At 49.4% G+C, this 13,421-nt stretch carries 13 protein-coding genes; 1 reads left to right on the top strand and 12 read right to left on the bottom strand.

What is annotated here, in order from left to right:
* Positions 1 to 109: 109 nt before the first annotated feature.
* The 3 genes from cpaB to SFW65_03280 form a co-directional block, all read right to left on the bottom strand.
* Positions 110 to 982, bottom strand: a complete 873-nt coding sequence (gene cpaB, locus SFW65_03290; protein ID MDX1922139.1) for a Flp pilus assembly protein CpaB — start codon at positions 980 to 982, stop codon at positions 110 to 112.
* Between the two features lie 49 nt (positions 983 to 1,031).
* A complete protein-coding gene (locus tag SFW65_03285) occupies positions 1,032 to 1,556 on the bottom strand; it encodes a prepilin peptidase (protein ID MDX1922138.1) in 525 nt (174 codons plus the stop codon).
* A gap of 120 nt (positions 1,557 to 1,676) precedes the next feature.
* Positions 1,677 to 1,856, bottom strand: a complete 180-nt coding sequence (locus SFW65_03280) for a Flp family type IVb pilin (protein MDX1922137.1) — start codon at positions 1,854 to 1,856, stop codon at positions 1,677 to 1,679.
* Between the two features lie 555 nt (positions 1,857 to 2,411).
* On the opposite strand from SFW65_03280, the gene SFW65_03275 reads away from it, so the two are divergent.
* Positions 2,412 to 2,801 (top strand): hypothetical protein, encoded by a 390-nt coding sequence (locus tag SFW65_03275; GenBank protein ID MDX1922136.1) that lies wholly within the window; start codon positions 2,412 to 2,414, stop codon positions 2,799 to 2,801.
* A gap of 90 nt (positions 2,802 to 2,891) precedes the next feature.
* Here SFW65_03275 and SFW65_03270 read toward each other — a convergent pair whose 3' ends face one another.
* The 9 genes from SFW65_03270 to SFW65_03230 form a co-directional block, all read right to left on the bottom strand.
* The gene (locus SFW65_03270; GenBank protein ID MDX1922135.1) at positions 2,892 to 4,268 is read right to left on the bottom strand and encodes a tail fiber domain-containing protein; all 1,377 of its coding nucleotides are present in this window, start codon (positions 4,266 to 4,268) and stop codon (positions 2,892 to 2,894) included.
* A 33-nt stretch (positions 4,269 to 4,301) separates the two neighbouring features.
* Positions 4,302 to 4,826, bottom strand: a complete 525-nt coding sequence (locus SFW65_03265) for a hypothetical protein (protein ID MDX1922134.1) — start codon at positions 4,824 to 4,826, stop codon at positions 4,302 to 4,304.
* A 126-nt stretch (positions 4,827 to 4,952) separates the two neighbouring features.
* Positions 4,953 to 5,525 carry a hypothetical protein gene (locus SFW65_03260; GenBank protein MDX1922133.1) on the bottom strand — a complete coding sequence of 191 codons (573 nt, stop codon included), beginning with the start codon at positions 5,523 to 5,525 and terminating at the stop codon, positions 4,953 to 4,955.
* A gap of 59 nt (positions 5,526 to 5,584) precedes the next feature.
* A complete protein-coding gene (locus tag SFW65_03255) occupies positions 5,585 to 6,214 on the bottom strand; it encodes a hypothetical protein (GenBank protein ID MDX1922132.1) in 630 nt (209 codons plus the stop codon).
* Positions 6,215 to 6,345: 131 nt separating this feature from the next.
* On the bottom strand, positions 6,346 to 7,431 hold the full coding sequence (locus tag SFW65_03250; protein ID MDX1922131.1) for a type II secretion system F family protein: 1,086 nt from the start codon (positions 7,429 to 7,431) through the stop codon (positions 6,346 to 6,348).
* The gene (locus SFW65_03245) at positions 7,419 to 9,476 is read right to left on the bottom strand and encodes an ATPase, T2SS/T4P/T4SS family (protein ID MDX1922130.1); all 2,058 of its coding nucleotides are present in this window, start codon (positions 9,474 to 9,476) and stop codon (positions 7,419 to 7,421) included. The genes SFW65_03250 and SFW65_03245 overlap by 13 nt, the downstream gene beginning before the upstream one ends.
* Positions 9,477 to 10,448, bottom strand: coding sequence for a type IV pilus biogenesis protein PilP (pilP, locus tag SFW65_03240; GenBank protein ID MDX1922129.1), 972 nt, complete (start codon positions 10,446 to 10,448; stop codon positions 9,477 to 9,479).
* A gap of 1 nt (position 10,449) precedes the next feature.
* Positions 10,450 to 11,721 (bottom strand): type 4b pilus protein PilO2, encoded by a 1,272-nt coding sequence (gene pilO2 / locus SFW65_03235; protein MDX1922128.1) that lies wholly within the window; start codon positions 11,719 to 11,721, stop codon positions 10,450 to 10,452.
* Positions 11,721 to 13,418, bottom strand: coding sequence for a secretin N-terminal domain-containing protein (locus SFW65_03230; protein ID MDX1922127.1), 1,698 nt, complete (start codon positions 13,416 to 13,418; stop codon positions 11,721 to 11,723). The genes pilO2 and SFW65_03230 overlap by 1 nt, the downstream gene beginning before the upstream one ends.
* Positions 13,419 to 13,421 lie beyond the last annotated feature (3 nt).

Here is a 13,421-nt window from a genome sequence, read left to right as displayed (position 1 = left end):
GAAACAAGCCTTGATTATCCTTGAGATAAAAATGATACGCTGCACGACTATACGTTTGCCGCACAAAATCGCGCCGCGCCTAAAACAAACTCAAACGAAGGTGTAAAAACTAGTTCTTCTTGGAATCGTCGAAGTTTTCTTCGGTTCTGGCTTTGCTGCCACGAAGCACTTGCACGATTTGACCCGACACCTGCGAATGGTCATCCGGGCGCGGGATAATCTGGCTTACTTCGCTATCCAGCGTGAGTGCATCTTTTTCAAATGCAACAGGCTCAGCTAAAGGTTTTCCATCTGGCGATGTTTCTTGTGCAATGCTGCGCAAGGAAAGTGAAATTGTGCCCAGCTGTAATGCAAGGGTTAGCACCTCGGCTTGTTTTGGCGTTACTTCCAACGTTGCAACCTTGGCAACTTTGGCTTTGGCTTCGCCTTGGTCATTGGCGTCCTGGTCAAGCGCCAACACGCGTACATCTTTTACAACGGTTACGCTGGCACGACGTTGTGGAATCTTATCATCATCTTGCGAACGGATGGAGTGTGTCAAAATCAAATCAATCCGATCGCCAGGGAACACAAAGCCTGCGATACCTGTAACATTGGTAATAGGCACTGCTATAGCGCGTTTACCGCCATCCAGCACAGCAGCAAGGAACCCACGTTCTTGCGGCTTCACCAACTGGCCTTTCAAAATGGGCTCGCCCGCGCGAATGCCTTGGCGCACTACAGCGCCAATATAGCTGTCTAACTTTTCGCTGGGAGCATTTTTAATGAACGCCTGCGTTGTATGTTCTGGTGCCCATGCCTGCCAGCGCACATGTTGCGGCTGAACAAATTGGCCCGCTGGTACATCAGCAGCCGCAACCAAAATCTGATTTGTGTTATTGACAGCAACGGTTTTGTTGCTCATGGCGCTGCGCATCATCATCATGGTGCCAAGGCCCATAATAATAGCAAGCGCGAGAAATAGTGTACGACGATTGGTCATAGCATCCTCTTTTTAAAAAACGGATGGCCCGACAGCTAGACAGCCCCGTCTAAACTGCTTGAGACATTAAAAACAATGCGGTCACTCCGCCGCATGCTATTGCTACGCCATAAGGAACCGGGGTTTTATGCCAGGGTATTACTTCGTTCGTTTCAGTCTTTGCCTCTACTTTAAGTACGCGCGAGCGATATAAAGCAGCTACAGCAAACGCCAGCGCCAGAAGGCCACCAGCAAATGATGTAAACAGCAACAATGTTGCAATCATTTTTGGCCCAGCCCACAACGATACGGCAGCCAGCATCTTTACGTCGCCGCCACCCAAAAAATTCATCGCGAACATAGCAAAACCGATCACAAACACCGTACCCGCAATCAGCACATGATGCATCCACATCACTTCATGTGGCGCAGTCAGTACATATAGCGGAAACAATCCTGCAAGAAACAGACACAGCCGATTGGAAATAATCAATTTCTTGATATCACTGAGCGCGGCCACCAACATGGTAATCGCGGCAATGATGAGAACACCATCGTGAAGGAAACTTTTATCGATGATGAGTGGATCAGACATAACCAGACAAACCTTTCAAAAAACAAGCCGGCTTCCCGTACAGGATTTCGCTCCTTGTATCCTGCGGGCACCCTTGACGGGTGCCCACTTGGATACACGGGGAAGAGCTTTCTCGCCTTTTTACAGCGATGAGCGGCTTGCGAGATTGGTTTGCACGTCTTGGAAGGTTGCTTTGATTTCAGGTCCAAGGGTTACGAGAACGCTTACCATCACAACTGAAATGAGGGCTGCAATCAGACCGTATTCGATAGCGGTTGCGCCAGATTCATTTTTAATAAAGCGTGCGATTAAATTTTTCATAATATACTTCCTCCGTAAAACGTACCGGGTTATTCCGGCGATGGGCTAAATTTAGCGCCACTTCGTTTAAGCATCGGTAAATTAAACTGGTTATTGCAAAAGCAGTTTTCGATAAAAACTAGCGGTAGATTAATTAGATTTTTTGATAAAACTTGATGTAATCTTGGCGCACTTTGCATCGAAGACGAGCTAGCGCACTGTAATTCCAGCATTTGCAAAAGCTGGATTGATAGAATTGCACTAGACCGGTTAGTTCCAAACGAAACCTAAAATGCGCGATACCGCATAATATCCTTAACGATTCATTTTGAATAAAAAATTGGGTGCAACTTCTTTGTAGTTTTCGGATTTTTTCCGTCCAAAAGCCCGATATAATCCGGCAATCCATGTGGAAATAAAATGCTTGCGCCTGACTTATGCGCTAAGTCCCAGCAGAACACGCATAAGGAATAGGCAAGACTGCACAAAACCGCCTGTTTTCGCCCTCATTTGGCCTTTATATTTTGTTAAGAAACTGTTCTTATAGATATGGTTAGACCCTTTTCGGAGATCCCTATGCGCTTCACACATCTGTTCCTAGCCCTTGCGTTGATTATTGGTCTTTCAAATGTTGCAAAGGCTGATGGTGACTTTACAAAATCCGCTATTCAAATGGGTACATCGTATTGCACCGAAGCAAGTTTTGATTGCGACCAATTAAAGTCAAGCCAGTCTGAAATCGTAGCTGCAGCAAATGCATGTGTTGCCCAGCGCTTCAACATCAGTGAAAATGTAATGTCCAATTTCCGCATGAGCGGCGAATACGAAAACTGCGTATTGTCGGATCGTGCAGTTAAAAACCAAAGCGGCTTTAATGTATGGGCCGTATGCTGCGTTAAAAAAGCTGGCGATGAAGGCAAATGCGAAATGAACTGCACTCGCTACGTTGATCAGAAGCAGAACTAAGATTTAAGTTTTCTCGGCAAGAATCAAAAACACCGGCATCTTGAACATGCCGGTGTTTTTTTATGTCTAAATACCCCTGTATTATAAGGATTACTTGGCTTTCTGCTTCTCCAGCTCTTCTACCTTGGCGCGCAGGGCATCGTTTTCCATCTTGAGCTGGCGGATGGCTTCAACGATTGGCGCAATCATCTTGGGATAATCAACGCCCAATCGCTTATCCGAAATCTTGGTTACAAGCTCTGGGAATACTTTTTGTACATCCTGCGCAATCAACCCGATATCGGAACCATGGGTTCCCTTCCAATCATAGTTCATACCGCGAAGCTGCAATACACGGCTTAGCGCATTTTCAATCGGCCGGATATTTTCTTTGGTGTTCACGTCCGATGTATAAATAAATTTACCTGCTTCAAACGTATCGGCTGTACCACGGCCAACAATCGAAAGGGTTGCGGCCGTTCCTGACGTGGTGCTGACGTTGAAGGTAGCGCCACTGACGACGTCGATACTGGTGTTCGATGTCATTGCAAGATTGTTGGCAAACACAGCTAAGTTGGGCTGTCCCGAAGCAGGGCTTTGATTGATTTGGGTTAGATTGCGTATTCCTGCGCCGCCCATATACAAAATACCTGTTGCCCCGCTTGTTGCCCCGTTGGTGCTACCCATTGATATATTACCGCTGCCGCCCATAACAATGTTGCCATTGCCCATCAAGATATTGCTGGTTTGCATCGATAGTGAAAGGCCAGCGTTGAACAGCATGTTTTCTTGCATGGTGCGCTGTTCTGCACTGGTCGATGCCTTGCGGTATAACCACGGCGCGGTACCGGTATTGGTATCAACGGTATAGGCCTGTGCAACAATACGGCCACGGCCCGCAAGAATGTTAAAATCTGACAATGGCATGGCAAAGGAGTTAAATGCACCGCACGCCGTGCTGGTTGCGGCGCCTGCGGCTGCGCAGCCATCGGTTGCGTTGCCATACACAAAGCCACCTTCACTGCCAATCAGCGATGAAATTTGCGCCCCTACTTTATCGGGGATAAGTACAGCTGGTGCAGCTGTTCGTGTACCAGAATAAACAACAAAGCGCCATTGCATGCGCGATGCAGAAATGGTGTTTACGCCTGTTGTAATCGCATTGCCATACGCATCGGTTGTATTGAAATTGCTTGGCAAAAGGTTAGCGGTTTTTAAATCCGCAATCGTTGGCGGTACGGCAACAAAGCTACCATCGGCTTCCGCAGCATATACACCGCTTGCAACATATTTGCGCATGGCTTCAATAACCTGACGGTATTGCTGCGCGGCGGATTGTGCCTGTAGCGCAGTACTACCGCTGGTAAGCAATCCCCAAAGCCCTGAAAAAATCAAACCGGTAATACCCAGAACAATAACCAGCTCAATCAGGGTAAAACCGCGATTGGCATTTCGCATTCCGCTGTGTGGTTGAATGAATGATTTCATGGCAACACCCTTTTCTGGTTTATCTAAAACACTCTAGTTACAGGTTGCATCGCTTACAAGTACAACAGAATTTGTTACAACTGCGGCCGGTAATCCACCAATCGTAATAGTGGATGGCACATTACCATCATAGGTCGAGAATGTAGCCGTTTGGGCCGCCGTGCTGCGGCCAAACGAGAAATTCTGTTTTATCGTCACCCGGGTTAACTGACGCGCTACATCATAGGAAGAAAAGCCCAGGGGTTTTTCTGTTGGCGTGACATAGGTCACAATCATACGGCGCGTAGCCCCGGCATACGTTCCGGTGAAAAATGTAGTGTTCCATTGGTAGCTTCCGGTGAGTTGGCTGGCGCGGCTAACTTCGCTAATTGTAACCGTCCCGCCGTCGGGTTCGGCAAGGCCTGCTGCGGTACAGGCATAGGCAAATGCCATGGAATGCCATGCAAGCAGTTGTTGGCCTAACCCCATTTGCACACTTAGTAAATACGAGGTCAACGTCGTGACAATCTGGAAAAACAGACCGACGACGGAAATCGTAATTACTGAAAAGGTAAACATAAACATGCAGCTTGATTATGTTTTATTTGCCTTAACATTGAAATAAAAAAAGCGAATAAGACATGAAAATAGAGCGCTGCCAACCAGCAAGCGCGGTTATTCGTTTACCTTGAATCTGGGAAAAACCTAGTTGATGCTGAACCAGAAGCTAGGCGAGTTACCCGTTGCTGTGGCGCACAACGTCGTCGCCTGCGCTGAAGTCACCGGGAAGGTTGATTCAGTGGTTGGAATGGTTGCGCTACCACCCACCGCAATCAGACCCGAACCTTGAGAAGCATTGGTATTGCGAATGATAAGGTTAATACAGCTTTGCCTGTTAAGGCCAGTGATGATGATGCCAAAGACGTTGATGCTGTTAATCGCACCCGTATCAATCGTAACCGGCGTTGCCCAAGAGCTTATGGCTGCCGTAGTGCCTGAACGCATATCGGGAGGAATAAGGCCCTGCTGAATGGCGTTTGTTATACTGGTATCAATTGCAGTAGCACCGCCGTTGGAATAAAAGTTGCGAACATTCTGCGCGAATGCCAGCATATTTTTTGACGCACTTTGCTGGCGCATATTCTCGTAAGCCGATGCAGCCGCTGCCCAAATACCGCCGACGATAAGACCAACGATGCCGAGAACAATCGCAGCTTCGATTAAATTAAAACCTGCTTCTCTGGAAACAGATGAGTGGCCTTGCTGTTCAATCATCATAGACCGCCCATTCACTTTCGTATGAAAGAAAAAACGCTTAGTTACAATAACTAAAACGCTTAGTTAATACTGAACCAGAAGCTTGGCGCGTTGCCCGTTGCAGTGGCGCATAGTGTGGTTGCGGCTGCCGACGTCAGTGGGAATGTGGATTCCGTCGTTGGAATGGTAGCAGTACCACCCACTGCAATCAGACCCGAACCGTTTGAAGCGTTGGTATTACGCAAAATAAGATTGATGCAAGTTTGGCGACTAAGACCAGAGAACAACACACCAAATACGTTGATGCCGTTGATGGCGCCTGTATTGATGGTCACTGGCGTTGCCCAAGGGCTAACGGCAGCGGTTGTGCCTGAACGCATATCGGAAGGAACAAGGCCTTGGGTAATTGCGTTGGTCACACTGGTATCAATTGCGGTTGCACCGCTATTTGAATAAAAGCCGCGCACATTCTGCGCAAATGAAAGCAAATTCTTCGATGCGGTTTGCTGGCGCATATTTTCATAGGCAGATGCCGCAGCAGCCCAAATACCACCAACAATAAGACCAACAATCCCAAGAACAATCGCAGCTTCGATTAAGTTAAAACCGGCTTGCTTAGAAATACGTGTTTCTTGTGTTGTGACAGTCGTTTGCATTAATTCCTCCGCAGGGGATACGTGATAGGCAGGTGGGGGGGTTTTGATAGCCATAAGCGAGCCTACCCAACGCTTATTAATTTAGTGTTACCAATTTAAGGCTTAATTGTCTCTATTAAAAACTAAGTAGGGTTAATGCTTTGGTAAGCATTTTTTAGTGGGGCGGCCTCATGAAAAACGGCTTTTTAAAAGGCTGTACTGCCTGAATTTTGCATATCGCTGAGGATGGTGGTGATTCGCAAAATGGACATCATCGCCCAAGCGATAACCCCGCCCACACAAACCAAGCCGCCGGTGCGGACGAGTCCTGCCTGAATGGTAAGTACTTCAATCTGTTCTTCAATCCATTCCTTGGTCACAACGTCAATAACTGCACCCACGTCGGATCGTTCAGACAGAATTTCCAAATCCAGCGCCACTTGTGGGTCGGGGAAATCAAAACCGCCTGCACGCAAGGCTTCACCCATGTTTCGGCCACGTAAAATTTCCTCACGTGCGGAGTGCAAGCGTTCACGCAGCCACGGTGTTGCTTCTTCTTCCAGAATTTCTACAGCGCGCTTTAATGGTACTTGCGCTTTAAGGAGCGCAGAAAGACCCAAAAGGAAGGAACTGCCCTGCCACACGCGGTACCATGCCCATGGCGGATATTTATCAAACTTGACGCGCAACTTGCCTTTCCAATACGGCATGCTGCCTGCGATAAAGAATATCGTGCCGACAATTATAATTACCATGATGATACCGTTCTGCATCACAAAGTCGGACACATCGGCAATCCCACTCATCGCATCGAGCACTTTTTTGGGCGCAGCTTTGCGCATGTTTTCAATCAAGTTCACGCCAAACAGCCAGAACACACCGGCCAGCAAGACCATCATGAACAATGGGTATGAAACGGCTTGGATAATCGCACTGCGCATACGCTGCGCGCTATCGCCCACATGCATAATCGCGAGCATGGCGTTGGATACCTGCCCAGATTCTTCACCCGCGCGGATCATGTAAAGTTCAGCCGAAGGGATCCAGTCATTCATCGCTTCGGAAAGCGTTTCCCCTGCCCTATCGCGCTTTAGCCATTCCTGTAATGCCATTGCCGATGGGCGTTCCGGATGGCGACCCATGTCGGACGAGTTATACCAAAGACGTTCAAGTGCGCGGGATAGCGCTTCGTTCATCGCAAGCATACCTTGCAGCTTACGATAAATGCGGAAACGCAATTTACGATTATTGCGCAGCATCCACATATTAAATTTACGTCTTAGGTCATCCATTTATCTTTTTTTCCTAGCCGTTCTTCTACCATTCGTATTTCACGATCCGTTGCGCAAGGCCCGACTTCCTGCTCCGAGTCATACGGTGATACAACGCCATCACGGATTTTTTCAAGGCCATGCCATAACATCGAAATACCATTCAGGCCAAATGGCGATAACCAGTATTTGGCTGCTTCTTCAAGTTTGTTTTCTGATAACAACGCCATCAAACGCGCATCCGTCGCTATAACCTCTGCCACAATACTACGGCCCTGACGACCTTGGAAGCAATGACGGCAACCTTGCGGGTTTACAAAGTAAACGCCGCGCATATCGGGTTCTTCAATATAGTCAAACGGATCGGCATCTTCGCGTACAAGGTGACGCGACGCCTTCATGATGGCTAGGCCTGCACGCACCCGGCGCAATATGGTTTCATGCGCCGTATCATTCATCATGGCGTTGGCCGGAATACGGCAATGCGGACAAAGGCCACGAAGCAAGCGTTGACAGATAAGCCCTACCAGCAAGTGATGGTCATATACCAGATACGGCTCTGCCCCCAAATCGCGCAGACGTTGGGGAATAGCAATAGCGGCGTAAACGTGGATGGTCGTGTAAACCTGACGACCTGTCAGTGCCAGACGGAAAATGAATTTGGCGGTTTGCAAGTCACGCGTTTCGCCAAGCATCACGATGTTGGGATCAAGACGCAAAATGCAGCGCATGATTTCCATGAAACTTTTATCACGCTGTTCGTCTTTTACGGTCGCCGACACACCAATTTGTGATGCACCGATAACGCCGCCTTCGGGAGGATCTTCAATCATGTAGCATTTCTGCTCCATGTTGGTTTCAGCCATATGGCGGTTGAGCACAACACGCAAAGTTGTTGTTTTACCCTGGTTCACCGGACCAGAGAAAATACGCATGCCGCCAGGAACCCGCCGCAAAAAGCGGACCATTTCCGTTTGTTCCTGATTAAATCCAAGACTATCAACATCCGATTGAATAAAGTTTTCACCGAAAATACGCGATGAGTCATATTGCAAACGCATATTCAAATAGCGGCCACCATCCGCCAATGGCACCCACTGGCAACGAACTGCAAGCACGCCATCCGGCAGCGCGATGGTATCAGGCCCTGAACCGTTCGTTAGCATCGCCGCTTGTGGCTCTAGCCAGTTGGCAGTCGCGCCCGATTGGCCCGATGAGTGCGAATAAACGGCAGAAAGGAATTGTTCGCCTTCTTTTTGAGTCCATGTTTCCCACAGACGCAGCGTACCATCAATACGGAATTCAACCTTGGTACGCCCACCGCTGGCTTCGATATGAATATCGTTTGCACCGCTTTCCGCGCCAGATGCAAGTGTGCGTACAATCTGACGGCGAACCGAGTTTTCATCAAGCCGCAGCGTTGAAACCTGCCGCTCAAAATAATTATACGCAGCCTTAATAACGTCAGGTGTTACAAGTCGCGCAGGCCCCACATGAAAACCCATACGCCGCGCGGTTGCCGCAACCGATGTTACAAGCGGTGAGTTTCTGTGGCTTGCGCTAACAAGCCACAGGCCGGTATCAAACAGCGCGCAAAGATTTCTGGATTCTTGCGGAATTTTAATATTGCTGCCAACTGCGGTAAGTAAGTTGCCCTCGAATACAATTGGCGCGTCTTCTTCGCTATGCGTTGTTTCACCTTCTTCAGGTGGCGGCGCTTTTTTATCCCCGCCCTGCGGTTGAATAGCGGCCGCCATGGGTCCGCGCGGCCTTCGTTCTTCACTCGGCTTTTTTACCGTTGCTTGCTGCCCCATGGGCGGTCTTTCTTCCGCATTATTTGATGAAGCAGCTTTTGGCAGTGCGGAAGCACGTTCCCCAGATTGTGTAGGTCGCTCACGTTGTGGAGGATTAGGGGCGGAACCGTTTGGTTCGGGCGGTTTACGCGTACGCGCTACCTGCTCAGGCAACGGTTGTTGCCCACCAGCATGTGAGGCATCTGCTGGGCCGTCTTTTGGACTAGTACCCCCAACAAGATCCTTGAACCGCGAAAATACTGAATCAGACATTTATTGTAATGAAGCACCGGTAGATTCCCTAACGATATAAGAATCCGTCGGAATGGTTAAATTTTTACTTTTTTTGTCCTTAATTAAGGACACACTGGTCAAAGTAATTGATTTTACCAAGCTTCCGTCAGGTAATTTATCGCCCGCATGCACGGTCTGGGTCGAATTATCCTCTAAATTAATAACGGCGAAGTAACGACCATCAGTTCCGGAAATACGTCTAATCGACAGTTTTTCCGAAGGGCCGCTGCTGCTCTTGGAAGAAGTAGATGATGACGATGACGAAGATGATGACGATGCTTTTGGTGTAAAGCTTGGAGTAACCGCAGGTGTATCTGCTACAGGAATTTTTGGCAAATTCAGCGCAGCCGCAGGAATAGCTGAACCAAGCAAGCCAGCCGCAGCGGCCGTCGCGGAAGCAACGGATGGTTTGTTGCGTTCATCACGAACTTTCTTTAATTCGGTTTGACGTTTTTCAATTTCCAATAAGAGGTCAAGGCGGTTGATCGCATCTTGAGCACGAACCATGTCATCGAGATTGATTTGATCAACTTTTTGCAAACGCGCCATCGCATCCGTTACAGCCGAGGGTGTTTGCGGCGACATATTCAAACCACCGCCCGCCGCTGCTGCCGCAGCGCCGGTAATCGGAAGTGTGGTACTGGATGATGGCACTGGAACAATTGCCGATGATGTAGGCGTCGTGCCAGTGGTTGTCGTTGTGGTGGTGCTGGTGGTCGTTGCGCCTGTGGTTGGCGTGAATACAGGGGCAGTTGCTGATGTTGTGGTCGATGCACTTGGTAATGCGCTACTTGCTGGTGCAGGTGTTGGCGCAGCAGCTGGCGGTGTGGTTGAAGAAGCAGGCGCAGGCAACGTATCAGCGAGCGCATCTTGCGCGACCGCTTGTCCGGCGAATGATAAGCCGAGTAGCAAAGCGCTAAGGGCTACAGTGATCAGGGCGTAGTTTCTCATGTCACCCACCTCTCTTTTCATAAATAGTTATTTCTAACGTCCACGTAGTTCCACCGTCCCACGTAATCTTATCTACCATCAAACCACTCACGTCTTGAAAGTAACGCCACATTTCCCATGGCGGTACCTTGCCCGTATATTTCACACCGCGCTTGCGCCATGGTGGTGGCGGTGGCGGCGGAGGATCTTTCATGTCTGGCGGCGGCTGAACAATCGGGGGATCATCCAGAAGACGAATAACACTTACCGGCCATCGATCGTGAACCATCAAGGCTGAAAGATCAGTTTCACGCATTAACGGCTCGGCTCCACGCGGGGTCAGCGCAGGACCGGTGCTATTTTGCGTGGCCATACTTAAATCTTCTTTAACAGATGAATCGGTCGGGACAAGACCACTAAAATTCTTATCGCGCTGCCAGGTGATATTCAGCTTATTATCCGTGCAAATGGTGGTGCTGCGTTTCCAGCCCAATTGGGAAGCCTGAACCTTTGACAACATGGCACGGCAGGCCTCCACAACTTCGGTACCCCGCGCGGCCTTTTCCCATCTGCGTTCATAACATTGGTCGGCGGGGGGCCATTCCCACTTATTTACCATTTTGCTGATAGGGCCATTTTTAAGCGCTTCTTGCTGGGCTTTAAGCTGGGCTGCGGTTTGCTCAGCCTCAATCCGTTCCTGTTCGGCCTGCCATTGTAAGGCAAGAAAGATAACAAGCAGCACAACGGCACCTGCGGCAGCCCCGTATATAATAAGGCGCATGGGCAAGCGTACAGGCTGTAAACGGCATTCGGCCTTATCTTGAAGCAATAAAGGCAGCGGTGTTGGGTCAGAACCCGGAACCGCCCATCCGTCAGGGGCATAAATGCGCTGAACGCCGCCAAGACTTACTTCTTGCAGCAAACGGTCACGGGCCGCTTCGTCATTATCAAAGATAATATCGCCGTCCGGCGCAATCAGATCGTCACGAACAACTACAAGCCATGTTCCTTCGCGCAAGCGAAACGCACCTGCCCATGAACCGGGCTGTGCATTGGCAAGTGATGCCGCCAATGTAGGCATGCCGGATTTATGGCCCTGCGTACTTTGCGCCAGACCATATTGCGGAATAGCTACAGACTTGCTTGCAGCGCGTACGCAATAAAAGTCGGATTGCTGCCCTGGCTGTGCCGCTGCTTCGCGGGCTGCCTGCGCAACCCGGCCACTAGGCGATGGCTGCCATAACAGGCCTACAGCATATGTTTGCCTGCCAACTTTGACAACGCCAGCAACCATTACTCATTCTCCGTCCTCGGTAAGGTAATCTCCTGCGGCGTCATTGCAATAAACAGGATCTGGCGTACGCGTGTATTGGTTACGCCCCCACCAAGTAGGTAGTTATACGGGTTGCCCACACCTTGCGAACTTTGCGTAACCTGATCTTGGTCAAATCCGGCAAGGATGAGTGTCGAGCCGCTGCGCAGCATTGATTGCTGTACAAAGAAGCGGGTTGCAGTTTCAGGCAACTGGATTTGGTTATCGCCCGATGTAAAGGTCTTAGGCGCCCCCACTAAGTCAATCAAGGACAATGAATATTGCAACAGAATGCGGCCATCACCCAGCAAGCGCGGCGTTACTTGAATGGAGAAACCATCTTTAATAATACCTGGCGTTAGCGTGGTGTTTTGGAATGTCTGGCTGGTATTGGTTTGAACCGATGCAAGATACGCAATATCGCGGCCAATACGACGCGAAACCGGACGGTTGTTCAATGTGGTGAGCGGAAATTGCGCAACGCGCGCCGTCTTGCCGACATTGGAAAGCAGATTAAAAATACCGCTTACCGAACCGATGGTTTCAGGATTTAAGACCGACACTGCAAGATTGCCAAGACCGGTGCTGGTAGATGCTGGCGCACCGGCGCCTGTAAAATTCGCGCCAAAATTCGTGAAACGTCGCAAGACGGTATCGAACTTCATATTGAAGTCTTCGCCTTCGTTCATATCAACGGTGTACACTTCCACGTTAATAGCTACCTGACGGCCAAGGCGTTCATTTTCTTGATTGATGTATTCCGCAACACCACGCATCACTTCCGGCGTTGTCATAACTGTAATCGTTCCGGATGATGGCGCCATCGAATAACTGCCAACACCGCCCAAGATAGTTTCAATTGTTTTGCCTACTTCATCCCAGAACTTGAAATCAATATCCATGCTGGATGTTTGTTCACCAGCCTGCTGGCTGACGCTGGTCACCTGCGTATTGCCCGAAGTCGATGCATTATTATTGGTTTGCTCTTTCATCCCGTCTTTGACTTTTTGGGTGCCCGGTAATGCATCCATCACAAAGGTACGCGTCTCATAACGGGTCACAACCAGCGCACTGCCGTCATATTTCCAGTTTACGCCGAAATGGCTTGCTACGCGGTCGAGCAATCCCGAAAGCGGACCTTCATAAGCAACCCGCATGCCGACTTGAGCCGATTTTGGTGCAGTCTTGGAAGGGGTAGCTGGCTTTTTGGCAGCCGAACTAGAACTGCTTGAGCTTGAGCTACTTGATGAGGATGTATCATCATCATCGCCACTGCCATCATCCACGTCTTTTCCAAAACGAATGGGAATACCGGTTTGCTGAGAAACCGAATTGGCAATGGCGCGAATGGACATTGGGCTTGGCGAAATCAGCGCCACAGCGCGATTACTCTCTACACGGGTAGGCAATGGAATGCCATGACGCATACGGATAGCGCGGCCACCCGTCCAGATGCTGTCGGTTACGGTAAGCGGATTGTAGCGTTTAGCGGCAGCAGGTTGACGGGCTTCATCAACACGTTGTTCGGCAACTTGCTCACGCTCGCTAATGGTATTGCGGTAATCTTCGGATTGGCAAGCGCCCAAGGTAGCGATTAATGCCACAGCGCTAAAAAAGGAAACTGCTTTCTTGCGAAATGCCATGTTACGAAACAGTGGTGGCAGTAACGTCAACGCCATAGT

The sequence above is a fragment of the Alphaproteobacteria bacterium genome (assembly GCA_033762625.1).
GTDB lineage: Bacteria > Pseudomonadota > Alphaproteobacteria > UBA9219 > RGZA01 > RGZA01.
Note: the sequence above shows the minus strand (reverse complement) of the source record. Positions and strands in the feature narration are given on the sequence as shown.

Bases quoted from the DNA above. Each gene is read 5' to 3' on its own strand.
- cpaB (MDX1922139.1), bottom strand. From the start codon at position 982: ATGACCAATCGTCGTACACTATTTCTCGCGCTTGCTATTATTATGGGC.
- SFW65_03260 (MDX1922133.1), bottom strand. From the start codon at position 5,525: ATGATGATTGAACAGCAAGGCCACTCATCTGTTTCCAGAGAAGCAGGT.
- pilO2 (MDX1922128.1), bottom strand. From the start codon at position 11,721: ATGGTTGCTGGCGTTGTCAAAGTTGGCAGGCAAACATATGCTGTAGGC.
- SFW65_03230 (MDX1922127.1), bottom strand. From the start codon at position 13,418: ATGGCGTTGACGTTACTGCCACCACTGTTTCGTAACATGGCATTTCGC.
- SFW65_03275 (MDX1922136.1), top strand. From the start codon at position 2,412: ATGCGCTTCACACATCTGTTCCTAGCCCTTGCGTTGATTATTGGTCTT.
- SFW65_03270 (MDX1922135.1), bottom strand. From the start codon at position 4,268: ATGAAATCATTCATTCAACCACACAGCGGAATGCGAAATGCCAATCGC.
- SFW65_03265 (MDX1922134.1), bottom strand. From the start codon at position 4,826: ATGTTTACCTTTTCAGTAATTACGATTTCCGTCGTCGGTCTGTTTTTC.
- SFW65_03250 (MDX1922131.1), bottom strand. From the start codon at position 7,431: ATGGATGACCTAAGACGTAAATTTAATATGTGGATGCTGCGCAATAAT.
- SFW65_03255 (MDX1922132.1), bottom strand. From the start codon at position 6,214: ATGGCTATCAAAACCCCCCCACCTGCCTATCACGTATCCCCTGCGGAG.
- SFW65_03280 (MDX1922137.1), bottom strand. From the start codon at position 1,856: ATGAAAAATTTAATCGCACGCTTTATTAAAAATGAATCTGGCGCAACC.
- SFW65_03285 (MDX1922138.1), bottom strand. From the start codon at position 1,556: ATGTCTGATCCACTCATCATCGATAAAAGTTTCCTTCACGATGGTGTT.
- pilP (MDX1922129.1), bottom strand. From the start codon at position 10,448: ATGAGAAACTACGCCCTGATCACTGTAGCCCTTAGCGCTTTGCTACTC.
- SFW65_03245 (MDX1922130.1), bottom strand. From the start codon at position 9,476: ATGTCTGATTCAGTATTTTCGCGGTTCAAGGATCTTGTTGGGGGTACT.